This window comes from Paenibacillus chartarius, assembly GCF_042432825.1.
GTDB classification, from domain to species: Bacteria; Bacillota; Bacilli; order Paenibacillales; family NBRC-103111; genus Gordoniibacillus; species Gordoniibacillus chartarius.
In genome coordinates this window covers 62,539-84,958 of the sequence record NZ_JBHLWN010000021.1, presented here as the reverse complement: position 1 = coordinate 84,958, position 22,420 = coordinate 62,539, and the positions used below count along the sequence as shown (strand labels likewise).

The window sequence follows — 22,420 nt, the reverse complement described above, 5'->3', positions numbered from 1 at the left end:
CCTCCCCTTTATGTATGTTTAGGAACGTGGTTGCTTTTAGGATAGAAAGGAAGTGCCCGGGATGGATTGGAATTTGCTGGAGCAAATGATGTCCGGCAGCTTCGTTGAACTGTGGAGTCCTGTTACGGTGCTGCTGCTGGTAGTAGTCGGCTATGCCTACTTGCACGCTGCTAGAACAAACGGCTTTGATCCTCGTATAAGCATTGGCCAGAAGACTTCCTTCTTGTTTGGTTTGGTGCTGTTCTATGCAGCGGTCGGCAGTCCGCTCGATTGGCTCGGCCACCATTACTTCTTCAGCATTCATATGCTGAATCAATCGATTCTGTATTTGATCATGCCGCTCTTCATTCTGCACGGTATGCCCGGTTGGATGGTTGAGCGCAGTATGAAGGCGCTTCGGCTGGAACGGCTGTTCAAGTTCTTAACACGGCCGTTGATTGCGGTATTCACTTTCAATATGCTGTTCTCGCTGTACCATATTCCTAAAGTGATGGATACCGTAATGAACAACGATTGGCTGCTATTCTCTTATCATACGGTGCTGCTGATTGCAGCCTTTGCTATGTGGTTTCCGGTGGTCGGCAACGTACAGTACTGGGAACGGATGTCCGAGCTGAAGCGGATGGGATACATTTTCCTTAACGGGGTTCTATTGACGCCGGCTTGTGCGCTCATTCTGTTTGCGGGCAAGCCGTTGTACGAGATGTACCGGGATGTTGTAATGCCGATTGCAGGGTATTCGATCGTAGACGATCAGCAGCTGGGCGGCGTCATTATGAAAATTATTCAAGAAATTACGTATGGCGCGGCGCTTGCGTTCACCTTCTTCCGTTGGTATCGCACGGAACGGAGCAAAGAGGATGAGGACGAGCTGGCGGAGCAGGTCGGGCAGCAGACGTCGCCGAATTCGGTACCGAAGCTGAACGGTGTGTAGATACAATTGTATGGTACAGGTGGTGAATGTAACAGATGCAGATCGAAATTCTCCCTACGATATGTACGTCTTTGATTGTGATCAGTGCGATATTGGTCGGCTTCGGCTGGTATCACATTGTGAAGGGAAACACACAGACCCACATCCGGCTTATGGTTACAGCCGCAGTTGCGGCGCTGCTGTTTTTCATTCTGTATGTGGCTCGTACGGTTTTCGTCGGCAATACGGATTTCGGCGGTCCCGCAGGGCTTAAGCCTTATTATTTGGCGTTCTTGATTTTTCACATCTTTCTGGCTACGGCCGGTGGTGTGTTAGGCTTAGTGACAATCTGGCTGGCTTATAAGCAGAGGTTTCTGAAGCATAAACGATTGGGGCGATGGACCGCAATCACGTGGCTGCTGACGGCGCCGACAGGTGTGCTTGTCTACGTGCTTTTGTATGTCATGTATCCGGGCGGCCACACGAAGCCGGTCTGGCAAGTGATAACGGGTAGTTAAATGGTTGGCGATAGCCGGCGGTTCCCTTGAACGAGGGGGCTTGCCGGTTTTTTTGTTGTGCTCGCAGTTATAGCAGCCTCTTGCAATATAAAGAAGCACACATTATACTGTGTATATCAATATATACAGTATGAACATTGGAGGTAAAGCTATGAGCCTTTGGAGTACGTCCTGGCAGCTGGCGCGCAAGGAGTTGAGCGGCAATGTTTCGGGCTGGGTCATCAGCGTTATTTTTACGCTATATACAGCATTCATGCTGATGGTGCTAGCGCGACAAATCAACGAGAGCATATTCAATCAGGAATATGTACCCTTCCATAATTTCGGGTTAAATTTATTCGTCCTCGCAATGGCGCCGAATTGCAGTTTTTTATTCGGCGGAAGGTACTTGAACTTCCATAAAAATGATTCCTTTACCCGGCACTTAAGGGTTATGAAGGCACTGCCGATCTCGAATAAGCAGCTGGTTGTTTCGCGGATGATGCAGCTCGTTGTTACCGCCATCATCATGAACACGTTATTGTTTATTATGCTCTTCGTCTGGAATGAGCATGACCCGCTGTCCTTGCAGCTGAACGCGGTAAACTTCATTCAGCTCGCTCTGAGCTGGTGCTTCTGCTCGATTACATTGGGATCTGCTTATGTTTACTGGGAAATGGGATATAACGGGAAAGTGTACCTGATAAGCGGTTTATGGTTTTGCGCCGTGATTCTATTGATTTCCGCTGCCGCTGTTTTCGTACTGCCCCAATCGTTCTTGAAGCTGTTGGCAGATTCCGTGCAAGCTTACGGTTGGTGGATACCGCTAATTGGTTTGGCAGCGGCGGCCGTAGTCATTTTGATAAGCGCACGCACCACCGAACGGCGGATCGCCGCCCGGGATTTGTTCTAGAAAGGCGGTAAACACCGAGATGCGCATACCTATCCAACTCAATCCCGATTCTGCTGAGCCGCTATATCATCAAATCGAAGTGCAGCTGCGCGGTATGATCGTCAGCGGCCGATTGCCGCCGGGAACGCTGCTGCCATCCATTCGGGAGTTTGCACAAGAATTGAGCTGCAGTGTCATTACGATTAGAAGAGTATATCAAGACCTGGAAAGCGAGGGGATGCTCCGCACCAGACAAGGCACGGGAACGTTCGTAGCTCAAGTCGAAGAGCCGGAGCGAGAGCAATACCGGCAAGAAGCGGTTGCCGCAGCGCTCCGCACGGCGATCGATACGGCGCTGCAGCTGCACTGCCCGCCGATAGAGCTGCGCCGCATGTTTGAGGAGGAGCTCATCAAACGCCTCACTGACGAACCAGGTCCATCCCGGAAAGGAGATCGGAAATGATCATGACGACGGATACGCACGACTTCGTTATTGAATTGAAGGATGTAACGAAGCCGCTGGAGCGCTTTACGCTTGGCCCCCTAAACCTGACCTTGGAGCCGGGATATATTTATGCCCTTGTCGGTCCGAACGGCTCCGGGAAGAGCACCTTATTCCGCATGCTGATGAATCTCGTGAAGCCCGCTAGCGGGGAGGTGCAGCTGATCGGGCACTCGTACTCCCCCGATGCCGAGCCGGTGATCAAGCGGCGTATCGGCTATGTTCCGGAGCTTACGGAATGGGAGGAAATTGCCGGCACGATCGGGGAGCTGACGGCGTTTATCCGCTATTGGTATCCGGGCTGGAACGAGGGCTTATACCGGGAGCTGCTTGCCAAATTCCAGCTGGATGAAGGGCTGAAGCTGAAGAAGCTGTCCAAGGGAATGCAGCGGAAGCTGGCGCTCGTCTATGCACTTGCCCAGGAGCCGGAGCTGCTGCTGCTCGACGAGCCGACGGCCGGTCTTGATCCGCTCGCATGGCGCGACTGCATGAAAGAAATATCCCGATTCATGGCGGACGGCCGGCGAACGGTTGTTATGGCGACGCATATTCTCGAAGAAGTGCGCCGAATGGCCGATTATGTCATGTTCCTGTACGAAGGCCGGCTGCTCGGAACCTTCGAGAAGGATACGCTGCTGGAGGAGTGGAAGTCGCTGTGGGTCGACAGGGCGCCCGAAGGAGCGGAGCGGATTCCCGGCGTCGTTCATGTCGAGCGCGGACCGGTTGCGGATCGGCTCATAACCCGGCAAGCGGCTCAGACGGAATCGGCGCTGAAGGAACGAGGAGTAACGATCCGTACGATGGGAGCGCTTGAGCTGGATGAAATTTTCGCTTACATGATCGGCAAATAAGGAGGGATCCCTACCGTGAGTCCACTCAGTATGAATGCGATAACCAAGCATTTTGGCGAGAAAGCGGCCGTCGACGGCATTACGCTGGAGGTGAAGGGCGGCGAAATTTACGGGCTGCTCGGAGCGAACGGAGCGGGCAAAACGACAACGATGCGAATGGCGCTAGGCCTGATATACCCCGATCAAGGAACGATCCGTTGGCACGGACGCGGCTACTCGGAGGAGCTGCGCCGTGTGCTCGGGTATTTGCCCGAGGAACGCGGCTTGTACCCGAAGCTGATGGTGAGCGAGCAAATCTTGTACTTTGCGGAGCTGCGCGGCATGTCCAAGCGGGACAGCGTGACGGCCCTCAAGGGGTGGCTGGACAAGTTCGATATTCCGGATTATTACAACAAACGTGTCGAAGAGCTGTCCAAGGGCAATCAGCAAAAAATCCAATTCATCGCTGCGGTCATTCACGATCCGAGCATTCTCATTCTCGATGAAGCGTTCAGCGGACTCGATCCGGTTAATGCCGAGCTGCTCAAGGAAACCGTCGTCGAGCTGCGGGATGCGGGCAAAGCGATATTGTTCTCCAGCCATCGGATGGAGCATGTGGAGGAGCTGTGCGAGAACATCTGCATGATGAAGGCGGGACGCGCCGTGCTGCAAGGCTCGTTGACGGAAATGAAGCGCGCGTTTCCCCGCGAACGGCTCATCTTGGAGACGGAGCATGACGTGCAGGGGATCGAACGATTGCCGGGCGTCGTGCAAGTGAACCGCAGGGCGAACGGCATGGAGATTCGTATCAATCGGACCGATACGGCACAAGCGGTGCTCCGGCTTGCGGCGGAGCAGACGGCGGTGTACCGGTTTCAGCTGATGGAGCCTACTCTGCATGAGATGTTCATCGCCAAAGTGGGAGGAGAAGCGAGTCATGTCTAATGTGTGGTCGGTCATCCGGTTTACCTTCAAGTCCCGGGTACGAACCCCATCGTTCCGGATTATGACGATGGTCTTTATTGCACTTATTACCGTCTTGGTTAATCTGCCTAGTGTAATCGCCTATTTCATGAACCAATCGAAGGCTGCGGAAGGGGAGCCGGCCGTCGGCGTATTCTTGTCGGCGGGTCCGGCAGCACATAAGCTGATCGAGAGCGGCTTCTCCTCGAAGCAGCCGCAGCCGCTGCTGCGCTTCGTCACGCTTCCCGAACAAGGCAGCGCGGCGGCGAACGAACGGATGGCCAAAGAGAAAATCACCGCCAAAGAGATTCAAGGCTACTTGGAGCTGAGCGAACCGAAAGACTCCACATTCCCGGATGTGATCTACAAATCGCCGGACTCTCTCACGTCGAATCAGGAACAGTTCCTTCAGACGCTGCTTCGCTCGATCAAGATCGACATGGCCGTGGAAGGAAGCGACTTGACCGCCGAACAGAAGGCGGAGATCCAATTGCCGGTGCGCTTCGAGTCACGCCAGATCAGTCTGGATGCGGCCGGCGCGGGGGAGAAGACGGAAGACGAACTGCGCGTTGCATACGGGCTTGTCTATGCGCTGCTCATGTTCATTTATATCGGCGTTATCGGCTACGGCAATATGGTGGCGATGGAAATAACCGCGGAGAAGAGCTCGCGGGTCATGGAGGTGCTCATCGCCAGCGTATCACCGTTAAAGCAAATGTTCGGGAAAATCGTCGGCATCAGCTTGCTCGGGCTGATGCAGGTCGGCATCCTTCTTGTAACGGCTATAGTCAATTTGAACCTCCCGCACAATGCCGAGCTGCTTGCTGCTTTCAACATGAATTGGACAGACATTCCGCTGTCGCTGCTGGTGTACTTTGTTTTCTTTTATCTCGGCGGCTTCTTCTTGTATGCTACGATGTTTGCGGCCGTCGGCTCCCTGGTCAGCCGAACCGAGGATGTCGGCCCGGCGATCATGCCGGTTACGTATGTAATCATCGCCGCTTTCATTGTAGCGATGGCAGGCTTGCAGAGCCCGAATGCCGGCTACGTCGCCGTCATGTCGTTCATTCCGCTGTTTACGCCTCTGCTCATGTTTCTGCGCATCGGGATGTCGGAGCCGCCGCTTTGGCAAATCGTGCTGTCGATGGCGGAGCTCGTCGCTTCGATCGGCTTGCTGGGCTGGCTGTCGGCGAAAATTTACCGCACCGGCGTGCTCATGTACGGCAAGCGGCCGTCGCTTCGCGAGCTCCGCAGGGCGATGCGGGCGTATAAGTGAGGTTATCATAGATAAGTGAAGCCGGAGCATTTCGAATGTCATGCATGTTGATTGGATGTTTGAATACAGTTTATGGCAAAATAGAAGTGTCCAGCGAAGTTGGAAAATACAAATAAACAATACGAGGGAGTCGCAATGTCGGAGAATAACTCTAACCATACGGGAAAAATGCACTTCATGTTATGGTCTACACCGCCGAGAGCAACTTTTCGCCAGGACATGACCGAAGAGGAACGGAACATTATGATGCAGCACGTCGCTTACTGGACGGATAAGCAGCATCAGGGGATCGCTCTTGTGTTCGGACCCGTCCTCAAAGATCCGTCAGCTCCTAATGGACTCGGAATCGTTGAGGTTGAGAATGAAGCTCAGGTCTCAAAACTTATCGCTGAAGACCCTGCCGTAATAGGCGGAATAATGACCACGGAATTTTACCCCATGTTGGCTACACTGCCGAAATAAATCAAGCGGGAAACGAAAGAAAATCGGCGACTCTCGAAACGAAGGAAGTGTACAACAATGAATTTCGAAATGGTCATGCAGGAGCTTGAGGCTCTCGGCAAGGAACGACTCAAGAAAATGTACTTGTCCAACGGCGCGCGGGAGCCGCTTTTCGGCGTGGCTACAGGAGACATGAAGCCGATTTTCAAAAAGACCAAGCTCAATCAGCCTTTGGCGGAGCAGCTTTATGCCACGGGGAATTACGACGCCATGTACTTTGCCGGAATCATAGCGGAGCCCAACTCCATGACTGAGGCGGATTATGACCGTTGGCTGGATTCGGCATATTTTTATATGTTGTCCGATTATGTAGTAGCGGTCACATTGTCGGAAGCGGATATTGCGCAAGATGTCGCCGATAAGTGGATCGCATGTGGCGAAGATTTGAGAATGTCAGCAGGCTGGAGTTGTTATTGCTGGCTGTTGGGCAGTCGTCCCGATAGCGAATTTTCGGAAAGCAAACTTGCCAAGATGCTTGAGCAAGTGGAGAATACGATTCACGATGCTCCCGAGCGAACGAAATCCTCGATGAATAATTTTATGTACACAGTGGCGACTTCCTATTTACCGCTCCATGACAAGGCTGTCGCAGCCGCGAAGGCGGTATGCCCGGTTGAAATCAAAAGCGATAAGGGAAAGAGCAAGTTCCTTAGCGCCGCCGAAAATATTCAAAAGACTGTAGCAAGAGGCAAGCTTGGCTTCAAACGGAAGCATGTAAGGTGTTAAATTTTCTACGGTAATTGTGTTGTGCAAAGATGAGTAAGGTGCTCGAGTGAGCGGTTTTACGCTGTTATTCATTGGTACGGATTTTCTGTAGAATACAATCAACTGTGATATATTCGTGTAAACTAATGTTGATGAGGTGGAATTTTGTTGAAATATAAAAAGCCTATACTTTTACTTACGTTGACATTGGCTCTTACCGCTTGCGGCTCCAAACAGGCCTCTTCTCCGGCAGCAGGACATCCGGAAACCCAAGACCATGCGCATCATGACATTCAGGAGACAACGAGCTCGGTAGACATATTGCCGTCTTTTCTAAAGTCGCAGAACGAAGATATCCGCTTGGTGTATCAAGTAGCCGGTAAGGCGGCGGATCTTATACAATGGATTCCTTGCTATTGCGGCTGCGGGGAAAGCAGCGGTCATAAGAGCAACCTGAATTGCTTTATCAAAGAAGTTACCCCCGATGGCTCGGTCGTGTGGGACGACCATGGTACCCGCTGCGGCGTTTGTTTACAAATTGCCGTAGAGTCGGTCAAAATGAAACAAGAAGGCAAGTCCATCAAAGAAATTCGAACGATCATTGACAACACATACAAGAAGGGATACGCCAAACCAACAGACACTCCAATGCCTGCATAGCTTGAGAAGCCCCGTCTAAAAGATGGGGCCCTTCATGGACACACGTATTAGCCAAAACTAATATGATGAATATATTAGTTTAGGCTAATTTGTTAGGGGGATTGTGCAAGGTGAATCAAGCACATCTGGACATCAAAGCAAAGCTGATCCGTGGGTTTTCAGATAAGACCCGGCTGCAAATTTTAGAATGTATCAAAGATAAGGAAAAGACGGTTTCCCAAATTGTTGAAGAGCTGCAGGGGAATCAATCGAACATCTCGCAGCACCTTGCTTGCCTGAAAGGGTGCGGCCTTATTGTCGGAAGACCTGAGGGCAAATATATGTTGTACGGCTTGAGCAGCGGGAAGATCAAGGAATTGCTGATGATGTTCGATTCCGTGTGCGCTCTTGTGAGCGAAGACCTTAGCCTAAGACCCCTCCGGATCTGGGGGAGTTCTTTTTACCGTGAAGGCTTAGAGCAGCGCTTTGGACGAGAGTGTTCGATATAGCAGCACCGAGGCAAACAATGCGATAATCCCATTCATGTAGAAAGAAACTTCCGCACCGAAAGTTTGCCACAACCAACCTGTGAGCAATGAGGCAGGAAACAATCCAATCCCCGTTATCATCGAATAAAATCCAAGTGCTGTCCCTTTATTCTCTTTTCCGGCGATATCGGCGACAAGGGCCTTTTCGACACCTTTAGTAAAAGCTGAATACAATCCGTATAACGCAAACAATGCAATAAAACCGGCTGTTGTGCTGACTTGGGCAAAACCAATATAGACAAGTCCGTACAGTACATATCCGATTGCGAGGATCCCTCTGCGGCCAAACCGGTCCGAAAACAATCCTGACAGGTAGGACAGCATAGAAGCAACTAAATGAAAGAGCAAGTATAACAATAATACATTACTGACGGAAACCCCTTGTTCCGCGGCCCGGAGCAATAGAAACGAGTTGGACGAGTTTACAATGGTAAATAGAAATACGATAAGCAGTAACTTTTTCACGTCAGGTGCGAGAAGCGTCCAGTTTAGCTTTGGAACCGGTTGCGTCCCCACTTGGTTTTTTCCAGCCTCTCCGTTTCGTTCCTTTACCCCCCACAGCAGTAGCCAGCCGATGAGAACGGGAATAAAGGAATACAGGAATACCATACGAAAGCTTTGATCTCCCCGCCACTGCAAAATCAGATACGCAGCTCCGATACCTATTGAGGCCCCCAGCATATCCATCATTTGGTGGAGGCCGAAAGCCTTTCCTTGTTTTTTCTTCCCGCCCGCATCCGAAATTAAAGCATCCCTTGGCGCCGTACGAAGCCCTTTTCCAGTACGATCAATGAGCTTCCACAAGAAAACGCCCAACCAAGAATATGAAACGAAAAGGAATACTCTCCCTAAAGCGGACAGGCCGTATCCACTTAATGCCATCCGCTTTCTATTGTTCATCTTATCCGACCTGCGGCCTGAATAATATTTCAATAAGCTTGCCAGACTTTCGGTTATTCCGTCGATGACCCCAATAATGAGCGGACCGGATGAAGCTAGCAACACTGGGATTAATGGGGTGACCATATAAGTTCCCATATCCGTAAAAAAACTCACAAGACTCAGTATCCAAATATTTGCCATCTACGAATCGCCCCTTATATAAAATCCGTTATCGCAGATCGGAAGCTAGCCAATGGAGAATGATAAGGCCATAAGCAGCAAGCAAGCGATCCATAGAAGCATGTAGGTCGAAGAGAGCAGCTTCGCCTTGCGAAGCTGCGGTAATGCTTGCTCTCCGGCTTCTTTAAGGGAACGGAGCCGATTGTGTGACATGAGGTACAGAACCAAAAATACGATGAAGCCAACCTGAGCAAAAAACCAAATAGGCATGTTGATCTCCTTAAGATATGATTTGAAATAAGCAGCGGTTGAACGTAATTGCTCATGCTGATGAGTATCGGCGCCGGGAACGTGAACCTGGAAAGGAAATGTGATCGCATTGCCATTCTCTTCTTGAGCCAATACATTCATATGGACGGTTCCCGGTGAATGAAGGACATTTCCCGTCAATCCGTACTCTCCGTGGAACAAACCAGCTTATCCAGTGACATAAATTTCCTAGCCCCTCCTATATATAACATAGCGTGATTTTTAGGAGGGATGGCTTTGTCAAACGGGTTTGTCATTCGTTCTCTAGACGAAATCAGGTTCTGGTCTCGAATCATGAAGGAACATTCGCTCTTTTTGAGGCTCGGGTTCAGGTGCGAAGATACGCAGCTCATCCAAGAAGCAAATCAGTTTTACGCTACTTTCGAAGCGATTGAAGCCAGATCACACAGCTTTGATGGCACGGCAGATCCACAGGTCATTCATAGGTTTAATGCCGAAGTTCATATTGCGGTTTCCCATATTTGGGTGTTTAAACGAAAGGTTCTAGGTTTGATTTTACAATGCCAGCTGCCGGGACAGAACAACTTCCCCCTTCTTGTTGATCATGTTAGCAGGGAAGCTTTTTATTTCAGGAATCGTCTCGAACAGCTCAATTCAGGCAGGCTGGATCCGCTGCCCGATGCAATTATTAATGAAAATGTGTTTTTCCTGAGAATCATGGCGGATCATGCCAAATTTATCGGCCATCTGCTCGATCCTTCGGAAAGGAAGCTGGTTGATCAAGCGAGGCAATTCAGTGAAGAGTTTGACCAGTTACTATTTCAAGCGCGAGACTTGGACTCTATGCGCCCTCAATCCCAGACCGTTCCGCTTCTCGATCAATTTTTAGATCAAAATCGAGTCTCCGTTAAATCACTTCGGGATTTTAAGAGAACGGCCCGCGACTTGATTGAATCCTGTCGAATCAAAAGCATTATTCACCCGCTGCTTGCCGATCATGTATTCCGTGAAGCGGAAAGATTTTTAGTTATTATCGACATGTTTGAAAGTACACTAACAGGAAGGCCGATTCCGACCGAACAGTTGATGAGTTTGGATGAACATTGAGTCACGCTGAATACTGGTTTTGAGGTATCAAAGAGGCCGCCAATTGGATGCAGCCTCTTTTCATTATTCTACGATTTCGCTGCCGGTAACGCCATAATACGAATGTGCATGCTCTATACAATTTGCGAGAATGCTCTGGTAGAGATAACCGAGACTTGGGAGGTGTAACGGATCCGCTTAACGGCGCCGGATGAAGGTGCGGTCGGCCTCTTCAAGCTCGATAACGATCGGGCGTTCTTGCGGATTTACGTTAGGGGCGTGCAGAGTGAGCAGCAGGCTGCCGTGGAAATCCCGAAAGAGCATGCCGTGTCCGCCGTCTTCACCGAACAGAGGCTCGGGATCATGACACCATGGACCAAGAAGCTGTCCGCTCTCGGATCTGGCAAGCCCCATTGCATACCCATCGCGGCCTAAGCTGGACCACAGCATCACGAGCTCGCCGTCCTGCATCCGGTACAAATACGGACCGTCGGTAACATATTGACCTTCTTTTCCCGGTACCGACCAAGGGGCTTCCGACGCTTTGAACAGAAGCACCGGATCGCCGATCGTGCCGGTCAGGCCGGGTGTCAGCTGTACGGCATACATTTCTCCGTCCGTAACCTGCAGCCATTCTCGGCAAAAGACCATCCAGGGGACACCGTTCACATCGACAAACAAGGTGCCGTCCAAGCATTCCCAGTCGTCCGGTGTGACCGGACCCGCGCCATGAGGCGCAAAGGGGCCGATCGGGTGGTCCGAGGCCAAAATTTGCGTAGCCCGCGGGCGGCCGTCGGCTTTGAAGGAAGCGAACATATAATACCGGTTGCGATAACGGTGCACCTCGGGCGCCCAATAGTGATGATCGGCCCAAAACCCGGCTTCCGGCCGAAATGCGGGGAACGGCCCTTCCCATTGAGTCAAATCCTTGCTGCGGTACACATCGAAGCCTTGCGGCTGGCCTTTCCAGGCTGTCGCCCCTTCCGTTCCATACAAATAGTACATTCCTTCTTCCGGAACAGGTAAAATAAACGGGTCTCTAAAATTAATATCCGATATATGCTTCATGACCGACCGGCTCCCATCTTTACTTGGGGTTTAGGTATATTTTACATGTTTCGGGGCTGGTCCGCTTGTTTTTTTCAAGACTCCATTCCGGGCGGAGTATGGTATAATGCTGTCATAGCATGTAACCGGAGGGAACAAGCATGTCGGGAGAAGCATCGCGGGAAGGCAAGACGAATGAGGAACCGAAAGTGCTGGGACGATGCCCATGCGGTGAGGGGAAAAGCTTCCAGCTGATTTACATTGAGCATCGGCTGCATCGGGTGTGCAGGACCTGCGGCGATTCGGTCGATATGGAGAAGTAAGAGGTAAGGGCAGGGCCGGCGCGGGAAACCGGATTGTGCATATTGGGCACCGTTCGACCTGACGTATGACGCGTCGCCCCATGCCGCCCGTTTCGCTTGCCAACCGATTCACTTCCTGCAGCTGCGCATTTGCGTCCAGTCTGAATGATGCTGATACAAACAGGAGCGAAATAGAGGATTGACGGGGAGTTATTTTGTCGGTTTGGTCGATGGTCCCCAGAATAGAGGATCGGCAGACGCTTATTTACCTGCAAATCGTGGCAAACAGGGCATTTTGAGGCAGCTCGGGAAAAATAAGACCTCGCGGGTCCGCTATTTGAAAATTTCATTGGGTATCAAGCAAAATAACGCCTTCAAACTCCCTAATCTATACCGCGGAAGCAAAGGGTCATGGCTCTGTGGGGGGCTGGAGCTGATTGACGGCCAGTTATTTTATGGTTATTATAGATACATGAAGTCTGTGATTGGGGCGATGGACATGAAGTACTCGAAAGCGACGAACTACGCCCTCCACACCATGCTGTATATGATAGCCTTTGCACCGGACAGACCGGTTGGCGTGCAGCAGCTTGCCGACCAGCAAGGCGTATCTCCCACCTATCTGTCGAAAATACTGACCAAGCTTGTGAAAGCGGGGCTGATCGAGTCGGCTTCGGGCGCGGGCGGGGGGTATCGGCTGAGGGGCAGGAAAGAAGATATTTCCTTTCTGGACATTATTCATGCGGTGGAAGGCACCGCTTCGCTGTTCGAATGCTGCGGCAGCGAAGATTCAAAGTGCTTGATCCATCAGGTGATGGTGGCGGCTGAGGATGAGATGGAGCGGCATTTGAGGAACACCAAATTGATCGAGCTTGCCGATCGAGCTGCATTGTCCAAGTGATGTCACTGGGCAGTGCTAAGCTTTGATTAATTATAGACATAATAAATCTGCAATATCTTTGAATCAACAAACGGAGGGATTGAGCTTATGAAATACGATTGTGCCATAGTCGGCGGCGGACCGGCGGGCTTAAATGCAGCGCTGGTGCTGGGCAGAGCGAGACGGAGCGTTGCGCTGTTTGACGACAGCCGTCCAAGGAACGGCGTGACGCGCGCCTCGCACGGGTTTATTACGCGGGACGGCATTCAGCCGGCCGAGTTTCGGCGCATTGCTTACGAGGAGGTGCTGAAGTACCCGACAGTCCGGCATTGGCCGGCCGAAGTGACCGATATACGGAGAACGGACCATGGCTTTGCGCTGCAAACGATGTCGGGAGAGCTCGTCGAGGCAGGCAAGGTGATTTTGGCTGGCGGACTGAAGGAGGTGCTTCCGGAGATCGAAGGGCTACGTGATTTTTATGGGAAAAGCTTGTTCAACTGCCCCTTCTGCGACGGATGGGAGCTGCGCGATCAGGCACTGGTTGTCGTTGCAGAGCATCCGGCCGTTTTCCATATGATCAAGCTGCTGCTCAACTGGAGCCGGGATGTGGTCGTGTGCACCAACGGCCGCGATTTGTTCACTGCCGGGCAGAGGCGGCAGCTGGCCTCCAAGGCGATCCGTATCGTGGAAACTGCTGTTGCGGCATTTTCCGGGCGGGACGGCTCGCTGGAGCGGGTGCATTTCACGGATGGCACGCATATTGATCGAAGCGGTGGTTTCGTGGGTCCGACTCTGCAGGCTAAAGCAAGCTTCGAGGCGGCGCTCGGCTATCAGGTTGCGGATAACGGAGGGATTGTTACCGATGCCATGGGCAGGACGACCGCAGCCGACGTATACGCGGCGGGGGATGCCGCCTATGTGATGCCGTCACAGCTCATTTATGCCGCGGCTTCCGGCAGCAAAGCGGCTGTCGCCGTAATGCAAGATCTGACGGAGGAAGAGTGGCCGTCGGCTGATGAGGAGCAGCCGCATTAGGCGAGGTCGGGGATTGTTATCGATATTATTCAACAAGAGGAGAAGGTGCGGATGCACAACAAATCTACTGAGGCGGATGGAAGTAAACGGGATGCCGCTGCGAAGATGGGAGCCGAGCTGCTCGCCTTGCTGCAGCCCCGTCCCGGGGAGCGAATATTGGACATCGGCTGCGGGAATGGGGACTTGACGGCCGAGATCGCAGCCGCGGGAGCGATCCCTACCGGGATCGACTTCTCGGAGGAGCTGGTGCGGCGGGCGAAGCAGAGGCATCCCGGGCTGCATGTTCTCGCGGAGGACGCTTGCCGGTTTCGGACGGATGTCCGCTTTGACGCGGTGTTCTCCCATGCAGCTTTGCACTGGATTCGGGATGCTGAGGCTGTCGCCCGCACCATTTGGCTGGCCCTGCGGGAGGGCGGCCGATTCGTGGCCGAATTTGCCGGCAGCGGCAACGTCGCCGTGCTGACCGGCGCTATGAAGGAGGTGCTGGAGGAGCATGGCTTCGCTTGGCCGGGACGGAACCCGTGGTATCATCCGACCGTCGGTGAGTACGCCGGGCTGCTGGAGCGGTTCGGCTTCCGTGTTACGTTCGCTCAGCACTTCGACAAGCCGGCTCCGCTCAGAGGAGATAAAGGAATACCGGACTGGCTGGGCAGCTTCGCCGAATATTTCTTTATGGACGTTGCTGCCGCTGACAGGACGTCGATGTACCGCACCATTGAGGCCAAAGTGAAGCCGTATCTTTACCGGGAGGGGCAGTGGATGCTGGACACCAGCCGGCTGCGCATTGTGGCCGTTAAGGAGTCTGAAGGTAAGGTAGATTGTACCTCGTGATTGAATTGGAGCACTTGTGAATGAAATTCCATAGAAGAAGCGTACTTTCCGCTTTAATCGGAGTTGTTGTATATGGAAAATCATACAAAGCGCGGTTCTTGGCAGAACAAGCCACAAAAGTAAAGGGAGCTGCCGGGGCAGCTCCCTGTTAATCACGTTCTGATCATATGACTGTCGTCAAGTTTTCGGGAGAAAAGTGAGGAATGCCTATTGCGAAAACTAATAACATTAGTTATTATATAAATATAATTAGTTAACGGAGAGGTGTTTCTCATGAAAATCACGCAAATCGGCGCCGTATACCAGCTTACCTTCATGCCAAGGCTGTTCCCCGTAAATTGCTATCTCGTTGAAGAAGAGAACGAACTGACGCTTATCGACGCAGCGCTTCCTTTCAGCAAGGCAGGCATTCTGCAGGCGGCGGAACGGATCGGCAAGCCGATTACCAAGCTCGTGCTGACCCATGCTCACGAAGATCATATCGGCGCGCTGGACGCGCTCAAGGAAGCTTTGCCCAAGGCAGCGGTATGCATCTCCGCACGAGATGCCAGGCTGCTTGCCGGCGACCTGACGCTCGATGCGGGCGAGGAGAATACGCCGATTCGCGGCGGCGTGCCGAAGAAGGTGCAGACGAAACCGGACGTCCTGCTGCAGGACGGCGACCGCATCGGCTCGCTGCTGGCCATCTCGACGCCGGGCCATACGCCGGGCTCGATGTCGTTCCAGGATACGCGCAGCGGAGCTATCATCGCCGGAGACGCGCTGCAGACGCAAGGCGGCATCGCCGTATCCGGACAGCTCAAGCCGCTGTTTCCGTTTCCCGCCTTCGCTACCTGGAGCAAGAGCACCGCACTGGACAGCGCGCGCCGGCTGCTGGCTTGCAGCCCGTCCGTGCTTGCCGTTGGACACGGCCGTATGATTGAGAACCCCGCAGCGAAGCTGAGGCAAGCGATCCAGGCGGCCGAGCGCAATCTGCACGGATCCTCCGGGAACGGAAATGGGGCGATCCATCGTGCCTAGAGCGGGACTTGATCAAACGACCGTACTGAACGCCGCAGCGGAGCTTGCCGACGCCCACGGCTTCGACCAAGTGACGCTGGCGCTGCTGGCCCAGAAGCTTGGGGTACGCACACCGTCGCTTTACAATCATATCGACGGCTTGCCCGGTTTAAAGAGGAAGCTGTCCGCCTACGGGCTGCAGCAGCTGTATGACCGGCTGCTGCTCTCCGCTGCAGGCCTCTCCGGCGACGATGCGGTTCGCGCCTTCGCCCATGCCTACTTATCGTTCGCGCGTTCCCGTCCCGGCCTATATGAGCTCACTTTAAGAGCCGCGGAGCCCGACGAGACCGAATTCGCCCGCGTGGGCGGCGAGATCGTCGAGCTGATCGTGCGGATTCTCGGCGCTTACCAGCTTCAGGAAGACGCGGCGATTCATGCCGTTAGAGGGCTGCGCAGCATTCTCCACGGCTTCGCTTCGCTGGAACGGATCGGCGGCTTCCGCATGCCGGTAGGCTTGGACGAAAGCTTTCGCGTTCTTCTCGACACATTTCTGGCCGGCTTACGTGCGATAAAATCCAATGAAGGAGGCCCCGCCTGACATGATGATTGCGATCCAAGGGCTGCTCCTGCTGATCATATTCCTGTGCGAGCTTGCGGCTTTGGCGGCTTATGGCTACTGGGGCTTCACTTCCGCTTCGAACAACATGGCTCTGCGCATCGTCATTGGCGTCGGAACACCTCTCGCGGTTGCCGTCCTGTGGGGAACCTTCCTGGCGCCGCGAGCTTCCATCCCGCTGCACGGCTTGCTTCATCCGCTGCTTAAGAGCGTTGTCTTCGGCGCCGCAGCCGCCGCCTTATTCGCGGCCGGAAAGCCTCGGACGGCTGTCCTCTTCGCCGGGATCGCGCTCTGCGCTCATGTTCTGTCCGCCGTCGCAGGCGAGCCCCGGACCGCTCCTTAACGTTACTCCACCGTTACTTTCGCCTCGGCGCTGAGCAGCGTCTTCAGCCGCACGACCAGCACCCCGTCCTGAAGCTTCGCGCTCACGATATCCGTACTGACGCTGCCCGGCAGCTTTACGGTACGCTCGAATGCGCCCGCATACCGTTCGGCGGCATAGGGCTGAAGCTCGGCTGCCGGCGAATGCTTGAAGCCGCGGATGACGACCGAATCGCGCGTGACTGAGACGTGCAGGTCGTCCCGGCGCACCCCCGGAAGCTCCGCCCAAACGATCGTTTCATCGGCTGAAACGACGATATCGACGGCCGGGCTCCAACCGGCTGCCGTTCGGCTCTTGATTCCAGGCATGACGGAAGGGGCGGAAGAGCCGACGGACTCCATCATGGAGGTCCAGAAGTCGGAATCCCCGCACTGCTCGGCAAGCGCCATCCACTCCTTGATTTTGTCCAGCTGCATCATCGAGTCCCCCTTCCTTAAGCGGCATTACACTTGAGTTGACATCGGCAACGACGGGTTGCCGATCTGGCCTTGGTCGCTCACGTCCGTATCGAGCATGCCGCTGCCGGTAAGCACCAGAGACGGCGAAAGGTCGCCGTTGATTTCGACGACACCGAGCCATTTGGAGTTTGCGGTATGGCTGTTGTGCACCGTAGCGCCTACTTGGATGTTGGCATTGCTCATCATCCCGTTCGCTTTTATAACGCCGATGTTGATGAGAAAAGGCATGTGCGTTCCTCCTTACGACTGGCTTGGTATGGCGATATCCCTGTTCAAATATTCGTTCTGATCGTTGACGTCCGGATCGATGTACAAGCTCTTCATGTTCGCTACGGTCGGAGCATGGTCGCCGTAGGAGGCGTTCTCGCCTGTCGACTTGGAATTCGCGGTATGGCTGTTGTGCAGCGACTCCCCGATATTGACGGAAGCGTTGCTTGTAATGCTGTTGATTTTGATGGAGAAAATGGTAATAGTCGTCATCCGGATCACCTCCGAGCGTCATGCTCTACTATATGCCGGCATTCGCCCAGAGGTTAACGCTGCGGCCGCGATGATTGTTCGTCGTTGTCGGGAGGCGGCTGCTCCAGAGGCTTGCCGTTCATTTTCACGGTCGTGCCGTTCGGTTTCGCCGCATTCTTCCCGGTTCCCGTCATCGACTCGAACACCTTCTCCGGAATCGGTCCGAAATAATTGGCGCCGATATTCAGCTTGCCGGTCAGCTCGTCGACATCCAGACTGCCGATGTGATTGTTGTAGTTCACGTTCTCGATCACCGCATGCTCGATATGGAGATGATCGATATGAACCGGGTACCAGGGGGCCTGCTGTCGTTCATGCGCCGCCTTCAGTTCGCTCAATTGGAGCTCCAGCTCCCGGATCCGCGCTTCGTAAACGGCGGAAGCGTCCGGCTGCTGCGCCTTGGGGCGAAATACGGACGTGAGTCTGGATCTTAGCGTCATGCTCGATCACCGCCTCGGGGTTGTATTCGATATACAACTAATATCGGAATGGATCGAAATTCATGCCTGGGAACTAAGAGGGCCGGACATTTCTTTAACCGGAATGCAGTGCGGCTTGCAGGTTGCTTATTTTGCCTGCAGTGGGGTAAGATTTTCCTATAAATGGAGGTGTGGCGGGATGTCCTTATCCAAGGAATATGTGGTGTTTGCAGGTACTTATGCGCCGGCGAGAGAGGAAAGCATTCATGTGCTGAAATTCGATGCTGCTGCAGGCCGATTGGTGAAAATGTCGGGTGTATCCGGTGTCGATCAGCCTTCCTTTCTGGCGTTCGATGAGCCGCGCAACAGACTGTATGCAGTCAGTGAGCTTGAGGACGGAGCTGTCGTGTCGTTCCGGTACGATCCGGAAAGCGGAACGCTGGAGGAGCTGAACCGGCAGCCGACTCACGGTGCGCATCCGTGTCACCTGCGCGTCGACCGGGAGAGCAAGCGGCTCGTGCTTGTCAACTATTCCGGCGGTTCGGTAAACGTGTATCCGCTGGAGCCTGACGGAGCGATCGGACCGCTTGCACAACAAATTGCCCACGAGGGCAGCAGCGTGAACACGGCGCGGCAGGAGAAGCCGCATCCGCATTCGATTTTCCCGGTTCCGGATAAGAACAAGGGTACTGAAGCGATTGAGGCTTCACCGCAATGGATCGTGCCGGACCTCGGGACGGACAAGCTTTATCTGTATGAGCTGGACGAGGCGGCGCCGAAGCTGCGGCTGCTGTCGGAGACAATCGTGACGCCGGGGGCGGGCCCTCGTCATGCCGAGTTCCATCCACAGCTGCCGATCGTCTATATTATCGACGAGCTCAGCTCAACGGTCTCGGTCTATGAGCATGATCGCTCCGCAGCCAAACTCACGCAGCGGCAGCAGCTGTCCACCCTGCCGGCCGATTTCACAGGCGCCAATACTTGCGCGGACATTCATATCGCTCCGTCGGGCCGGCTGCTGTATGGCTCCAACCGCGGGCATGACAGCATCGCCGTCTTTGATGTGCTGCCTGACGGAACGCTGGCATTCAAGCAGACGGTAGCGACCGAAGGAAGAACGCCGCGCAATTTCGCACTCGTCCCAGGCGAGCCGTTCCTGCTTGCTGCCAATCAGGACTCGGATTCGATCGTTGTGTTTCGTATCGCCGATACGGGGGAGCTTGCTCCGACAGGAGAACGGCTGCAGCTCGCTAAACCTGTGTGCCTGCAGGTGCACGGGATCGTCCGCAGCGCCGGTCGGTAGACAACGGGGGGCGCAGGATAGCGGGATTGCGGGAAAACGGTACACAGGGGCGGGGGATGACAGAATTGCGGGATACGGCAGACAGGACGTCAGGCACGCCAGCAGGCACATCCGCCTGTACACCAGCAGGCACACCTGCGGGTGCACAGGCGAGCAGGCGGGCAAGCACTCCAGCATCTGCGTCGGCAAGCACACCGGCTGGGACTATGGCAGGTACACTGGCGAGCACACCGGCGGCAGCACGGTGCCGGGCGGGAGCGGGTGAGGGGTTCAGCTTGTATCGGCCTGCGCTGACTGCGGGCTTCTACCAGCCCAAGATCGAGGCGTACTACTACACGCAGTGGGACGGCTATGAGATGCCGCTGCATGCTCATAACCGGGCGGAAATCATGTACGTCATCTCCGGTCAATGCGAAGTGCATACGGAGCGGGAGCGTATTGCCCTGAAGAAGGGGGAATTCGTACTGCTCGACGGGAATGTCGCGCATCGGCTGCTCGTAAGTAAAGATGTGTCATGCCGCATGCTCAACATTGAATTTTTGTTTGTCGAGGAGCCGGGGACGAGCTTCCCGCCGCTGCGGGAGCTGGCCTTCGGGGATCCGGCAGTGGCCGAATTCTTGTCCGAGCCGGCTCCGGTGCTGGTGCTCAAGGATCCGAACGATGTTTACCATACGCTGAAAACGCTTGTGCTGCAGCTCGACCATCCGGAGCCGGGGAGAGAGCTGATGGTGAGGCTGCTGTTCTCGCAGCTGCTTCTGCAGGTGGCAAGGCTGACGGTCAAGGCGAGGTCGCGGGAGACGATGCCGGGTGAGGCGTATGTCCGGCAGGCGATCCGCTATATACATCAGCATTACGACTGCGAGCTGCAGGTGAAGGACATCGCTGCTGCGGTGAATGTGCATCCGGGCTATCTCCATCGCATTTTCAAAGCGCAGACCGGCGTGACCGTCCTCGATTATGTAACGGGGTATCGGATCGATAAGGCGAAAATGCTTCTGGCGAAGGCGGACATCCCGATTACGGAAATCTCGGACTATATCGGATTGAGCAGCCGCCAATATTTCAGCGCGGTGTTTAAGAAGGTGACGGGGCAGACGCCGCTCGAGTACCGCAATTCGGTTAGGGCGAGCAGCTGGAGCTGAAGGAAGAGGTTAGGATTTTATACATGGGCGAGGGCAACGGGTTACGATCTTGAAAGCACTTACTGCCTCGGTTTTGCTACACTGGGCTTACGGGTTTCAGGAGCCGAATCGATGAAGGAGTGAGTGTTGATGTCGTTTAAGGTAGCGTTCATTGGAGCGGGCAGCATCGGTTTTACGCGGGGGCTGTTGAAGGATTTGCTGGCGGTGCCGGAGTTCCGGAATGTTGAAGTTGCTTTTACGGACATTAATGAGCGTAATCTGGATATGGTCACGCAGCTCTGCCAGCGGGATATTCGCGAGAACGGCTTATCGGTTGAGATTCAATCGACGACAGACCGGCGGGAGGCGGTGCGCGGGGCGAAGTATGTGTTCGTCGTTGTGCGTGTCGGCGGGCTGGAGGCGTTCCGTCACGATATCGACATTCCTCTGCAGTATGGGGTCGATCAATGCGTAGGCGATACGCTCAGCGCGGGCGGCATTATGTACGGGCAGCGGGGCATTGCCGCGATGCTGGACATTTGCAAGGATGTGCGGGAGGCTGCGGATCCGAATGTGCTGATGCTCAACTATGCCAACCCGATGGCGATGCTGACGTGGGCCTGCAACAAGTACGGCGGGGTGCGGACGATCGGGCTGTGCCACGGCGTGCAGCACGGGCACCATCAGATTGCCAGGGCGCTCGGCCTGCGGCAGGAGCAGGTGGACATCATTTGCGCCGGCATTAACCATCAGACCTGGTACATCTCGGTCAAGCATAACGGCGAGGATATGACGGGCAAGCTGCTGGAGGCGTTCGAGGCGGATCCGGAGCTGTCCAGGACGGAGAAGGTGCGCATCGACATGCTGCGGCGCTTCGGCTACTACAGCACGGAGTCGAACGGGCATCTCAGCGAGTATGTGCCGTGGTACCGCAAGCGTCCGGAAGAGATTGCGAACTGGATCGATCTCGGCTCCTGGATCAACGGCGAGACCGGCGGGTATTTGCGGGTATGTACGGAAGGACGCAACTGGTTCGAGACCGATTTTCCGAACTGGATGAAGGATCCGGCTGTGCGCTACGAGGCGTCGAACCGCAGCCAGGAGCACGGCTCGTACATTATCGAGGGGCTGGAGACGGGACGCGTGTATCGCGGGCATTTCAACGTAGTGAACAACGGCATAATATCGAATCTGCCTGACGATGCAGTGATCGAGGCGCCGGGCTACGTCGACCGCAACGGCATCAACATGCCGCGCGTCGGCGACCTGCCGCTCGGCTGCGCCGCGGTGTGCAGCGCCAGCATCTCCGTGCAGCGGCTCGCGGTGGAAGCGGCTGTTCATGGCGACGACCGGCTGCTGCGGCAGGCGATGATGATGGACCCGCTCGTCGGGGCCGTATGTACGCCGCCGGAGATTTGGCAGATGGTCGACGATATGCTTGTCGCCGAAGCCCCGTGGCTGCCGCAGTACGGCGAGGCGATCGAGGCGGCGAAGCGGCGTCTTGCGACCGGGGTGCGGCTGCCGACCCGGCAAGGCTACGAAGGAGCGGCGCGTCTTAAAGTGAAGACGGTTGAGGAGATGCAGTCCGACCGTGCGGTGGCGAACCGCAACGCGGGCGAAGCTGACAAGGCGAAGGAGCGTCCGGCTGCGGCGCGTTAAAGGGCTGGAGACGGTTCTGCCGAAGGCAGGGCCGGCGCGATTTTCATAACGTTGTATCTATGTAGAGGACGTTGTCTCGGCGAATGGCCGGAGGCGTCCTTTATGTTTTTGGCGGAGCGGGGAAGCGTCCTCGGATTGCGGATTAGCCGTACAGATAAATTTTCC

General features: G+C 54.6%; 29 protein-coding genes. 22 read left to right on the top strand and 7 right to left on the bottom strand.

The features are described 5' to 3' along the window. Positions 1-61: 61 nt before the first annotated feature. The 11 genes from ACFFK0_RS04235 to ACFFK0_RS04185 all read left to right on the top strand — a co-directional run bounded on the left by ACFFK0_RS04235 (position 62) and on the right by ACFFK0_RS04185 (position 8,227). A complete protein-coding gene (locus ACFFK0_RS04235) occupies positions 62-934 on the top strand; it encodes a cytochrome c oxidase assembly protein (protein WP_377468653.1) in 873 nt (290 codons plus the stop codon). Between the two features lie 35 nt (positions 935-969). Continuing rightward, a complete protein-coding gene (locus ACFFK0_RS04230) occupies positions 970-1,431 on the top strand; it encodes a DUF420 domain-containing protein (protein ID WP_377468652.1) in 462 nt (153 codons plus the stop codon). Positions 1,432-1,582: 151 nt separating this feature from the next. Next, positions 1,583-2,323, top strand: coding sequence for a hypothetical protein (locus tag ACFFK0_RS04225; RefSeq protein ID WP_377468651.1), 741 nt, complete (start codon positions 1,583-1,585; stop codon positions 2,321-2,323). A 19-nt stretch (positions 2,324-2,342) separates the two neighbouring features. Beyond that, complete coding sequence (locus ACFFK0_RS04220) at positions 2,343-2,765, top strand: GntR family transcriptional regulator (RefSeq protein WP_377468650.1); 423 nt, start codon at positions 2,343-2,345, stop codon at positions 2,763-2,765. Further along, the gene (locus ACFFK0_RS04215; protein WP_377468649.1) at positions 2,762-3,655 is read left to right on the top strand and encodes an ABC transporter ATP-binding protein; all 894 of its coding nucleotides are present in this window, start codon (positions 2,762-2,764) and stop codon (positions 3,653-3,655) included. Before ACFFK0_RS04220 ends, ACFFK0_RS04215 begins: the two co-directional genes overlap by 4 nt. A gap of 15 nt (positions 3,656-3,670) precedes the next feature. Then, entirely contained in the window at positions 3,671-4,579 is a 909-nt protein-coding gene (locus tag ACFFK0_RS04210; RefSeq protein ID WP_377468648.1) for an ABC transporter ATP-binding protein, read from the top strand. Beyond that, entirely contained in the window at positions 4,572-5,873 is a 1,302-nt protein-coding gene (locus ACFFK0_RS04205) for an ABC transporter permease (protein WP_377468647.1), read from the top strand. Before ACFFK0_RS04210 ends, ACFFK0_RS04205 begins: the two co-directional genes overlap by 8 nt. Before the next feature lie 135 nt (positions 5,874-6,008). Next, a complete protein-coding gene (locus tag ACFFK0_RS04200) occupies positions 6,009-6,335 on the top strand; it encodes a YciI family protein (protein ID WP_377468646.1) in 327 nt (108 codons plus the stop codon). 57 nt (positions 6,336-6,392) lie between these two features. Next, entirely contained in the window at positions 6,393-7,100 is a 708-nt protein-coding gene (locus ACFFK0_RS04195; protein WP_377468645.1) for a DNA alkylation repair protein, read from the top strand. A gap of 147 nt (positions 7,101-7,247) precedes the next feature. Continuing rightward, the gene (locus ACFFK0_RS04190; protein ID WP_377468644.1) at positions 7,248-7,739 is read left to right on the top strand and encodes a PCYCGC motif-containing (lipo)protein; all 492 of its coding nucleotides are present in this window, start codon (positions 7,248-7,250) and stop codon (positions 7,737-7,739) included. 101 nt (positions 7,740-7,840) lie between these two features. Beyond that, positions 7,841-8,227, top strand: coding sequence for an ArsR/SmtB family transcription factor (locus ACFFK0_RS04185; protein ID WP_377468643.1), 387 nt, complete (start codon positions 7,841-7,843; stop codon positions 8,225-8,227). Here ACFFK0_RS04185 and ACFFK0_RS04180 read toward each other — a convergent pair. Continuing rightward, entirely contained in the window at positions 8,192-9,349 is a 1,158-nt protein-coding gene (locus ACFFK0_RS04180) for an MFS transporter (RefSeq protein ID WP_377468642.1), read from the bottom strand. The two genes, ACFFK0_RS04185 and ACFFK0_RS04180, sit on opposite strands and share 36 nt — an antisense overlap. A 45-nt stretch (positions 9,350-9,394) precedes the next feature. Beyond that, positions 9,395-9,739, bottom strand: coding sequence for a hypothetical protein (locus tag ACFFK0_RS04175; protein WP_377468641.1), 345 nt, complete (start codon positions 9,737-9,739; stop codon positions 9,395-9,397). A gap of 135 nt (positions 9,740-9,874) precedes the next feature. Here ACFFK0_RS04175 and ACFFK0_RS04170 point away from each other — a divergent pair, with 135 nt between their 5' ends. Further along, positions 9,875-10,705, top strand: a complete 831-nt coding sequence (locus ACFFK0_RS04170; protein WP_377468640.1) for a DUF2935 domain-containing protein — start codon at positions 9,875-9,877, stop codon at positions 10,703-10,705. A 177-nt stretch (positions 10,706-10,882) separates the two neighbouring features. Here the strand turns inward: ACFFK0_RS04170 and ACFFK0_RS04165 are convergent, their stop codons facing one another. Continuing rightward, entirely contained in the window at positions 10,883-11,752 is an 870-nt protein-coding gene (locus tag ACFFK0_RS04165; protein WP_377468639.1) for a glycoside hydrolase family 43 protein, read from the bottom strand. A gap of 140 nt (positions 11,753-11,892) precedes the next feature. Between ACFFK0_RS04165 and ACFFK0_RS04160 the strand changes: the two genes are divergently transcribed. The 7 genes from ACFFK0_RS04160 (at position 11,893) to ACFFK0_RS04130 (ending at position 16,737) form a co-directional block, all read left to right on the top strand. Beyond that, the gene (locus ACFFK0_RS04160) at positions 11,893-12,054 is read left to right on the top strand and encodes a hypothetical protein (protein ID WP_377468638.1); all 162 of its coding nucleotides are present in this window, start codon (positions 11,893-11,895) and stop codon (positions 12,052-12,054) included. A 478-nt stretch (positions 12,055-12,532) separates the two neighbouring features. Continuing rightward, complete coding sequence (locus ACFFK0_RS04155; protein WP_377468637.1) at positions 12,533-12,934, top strand: Rrf2 family transcriptional regulator; 402 nt, start codon at positions 12,533-12,535, stop codon at positions 12,932-12,934. Between the two features lie 87 nt (positions 12,935-13,021). Beyond that, entirely contained in the window at positions 13,022-13,948 is a 927-nt protein-coding gene (locus tag ACFFK0_RS04150; protein WP_377468636.1) for an NAD(P)/FAD-dependent oxidoreductase, read from the top strand. Positions 13,949-13,999: 51 nt separating this feature from the next. After that, the gene (locus tag ACFFK0_RS04145) at positions 14,000-14,779 is read left to right on the top strand and encodes a class I SAM-dependent methyltransferase (protein WP_377468634.1); all 780 of its coding nucleotides are present in this window, start codon (positions 14,000-14,002) and stop codon (positions 14,777-14,779) included. A gap of 273 nt (positions 14,780-15,052) precedes the next feature. Then, on the top strand, positions 15,053-15,799 hold the full coding sequence (locus ACFFK0_RS04140; protein ID WP_377468633.1) for an MBL fold metallo-hydrolase: 747 nt from the start codon (positions 15,053-15,055) through the stop codon (positions 15,797-15,799). Continuing rightward, positions 15,789-16,376 (top strand): TetR/AcrR family transcriptional regulator, encoded by a 588-nt coding sequence (locus tag ACFFK0_RS04135; RefSeq protein ID WP_377468700.1) that lies wholly within the window; start codon positions 15,789-15,791, stop codon positions 16,374-16,376. Before ACFFK0_RS04140 ends, ACFFK0_RS04135 begins: the two co-directional genes overlap by 11 nt. A 1-nt stretch (position 16,377) precedes the next feature. After that, the gene (locus ACFFK0_RS04130; RefSeq protein WP_377468632.1) at positions 16,378-16,737 is read left to right on the top strand and encodes a YrdB family protein; all 360 of its coding nucleotides are present in this window, start codon (positions 16,378-16,380) and stop codon (positions 16,735-16,737) included. Between the two features lie 2 nt (positions 16,738-16,739). On the opposite strand, the gene ACFFK0_RS04125 is transcribed toward ACFFK0_RS04130, so the two are convergent. From ACFFK0_RS04125 to ACFFK0_RS04110, 4 genes are read right to left on the bottom strand one after another with little or no spacing between them, the layout of a single operon-like run. Continuing rightward, positions 16,740-17,195 carry an Hsp20/alpha crystallin family protein gene (locus tag ACFFK0_RS04125; RefSeq protein ID WP_377468630.1) on the bottom strand — a complete coding sequence of 152 codons (456 nt, stop codon included), beginning with the start codon at positions 17,193-17,195 and terminating at the stop codon, positions 16,740-16,742. Between the two features lie 24 nt (positions 17,196-17,219). Continuing rightward, entirely contained in the window at positions 17,220-17,462 is a 243-nt protein-coding gene (locus ACFFK0_RS04120) for a spore germination protein (RefSeq protein WP_377468629.1), read from the bottom strand. Positions 17,463-17,474: 12 nt separating this feature from the next. Further along, complete coding sequence (locus ACFFK0_RS04115; protein WP_377468628.1) at positions 17,475-17,714, bottom strand: spore germination protein; 240 nt, start codon at positions 17,712-17,714, stop codon at positions 17,475-17,477. A gap of 53 nt (positions 17,715-17,767) precedes the next feature. Beyond that, positions 17,768-18,193 (bottom strand): hypothetical protein, encoded by a 426-nt coding sequence (locus ACFFK0_RS04110; protein ID WP_377468627.1) that lies wholly within the window; start codon positions 18,191-18,193, stop codon positions 17,768-17,770. 178 nt (positions 18,194-18,371) lie between these two features. On the opposite strand from ACFFK0_RS04110, the gene ACFFK0_RS04105 reads away from it, so the two are divergent. From ACFFK0_RS04105 to ACFFK0_RS04095, 3 genes are all read left to right on the top strand, one after another. After that, positions 18,372-19,475, top strand: coding sequence for a lactonase family protein (locus tag ACFFK0_RS04105; protein ID WP_377468626.1), 1,104 nt, complete (start codon positions 18,372-18,374; stop codon positions 19,473-19,475). Positions 19,476-19,531: 56 nt separating this feature from the next. Then, positions 19,532-20,617 carry a helix-turn-helix domain-containing protein gene (locus ACFFK0_RS04100; protein ID WP_377468625.1) on the top strand — a complete coding sequence of 362 codons (1,086 nt, stop codon included), beginning with the start codon at positions 19,532-19,534 and terminating at the stop codon, positions 20,615-20,617. 129 nt (positions 20,618-20,746) lie between these two features. Further along, complete coding sequence (locus ACFFK0_RS04095) at positions 20,747-22,255, top strand: alpha-glucosidase/alpha-galactosidase (RefSeq protein ID WP_377468624.1); 1,509 nt, start codon at positions 20,747-20,749, stop codon at positions 22,253-22,255. Positions 22,256-22,420: the final 165 nt, after the last annotated feature.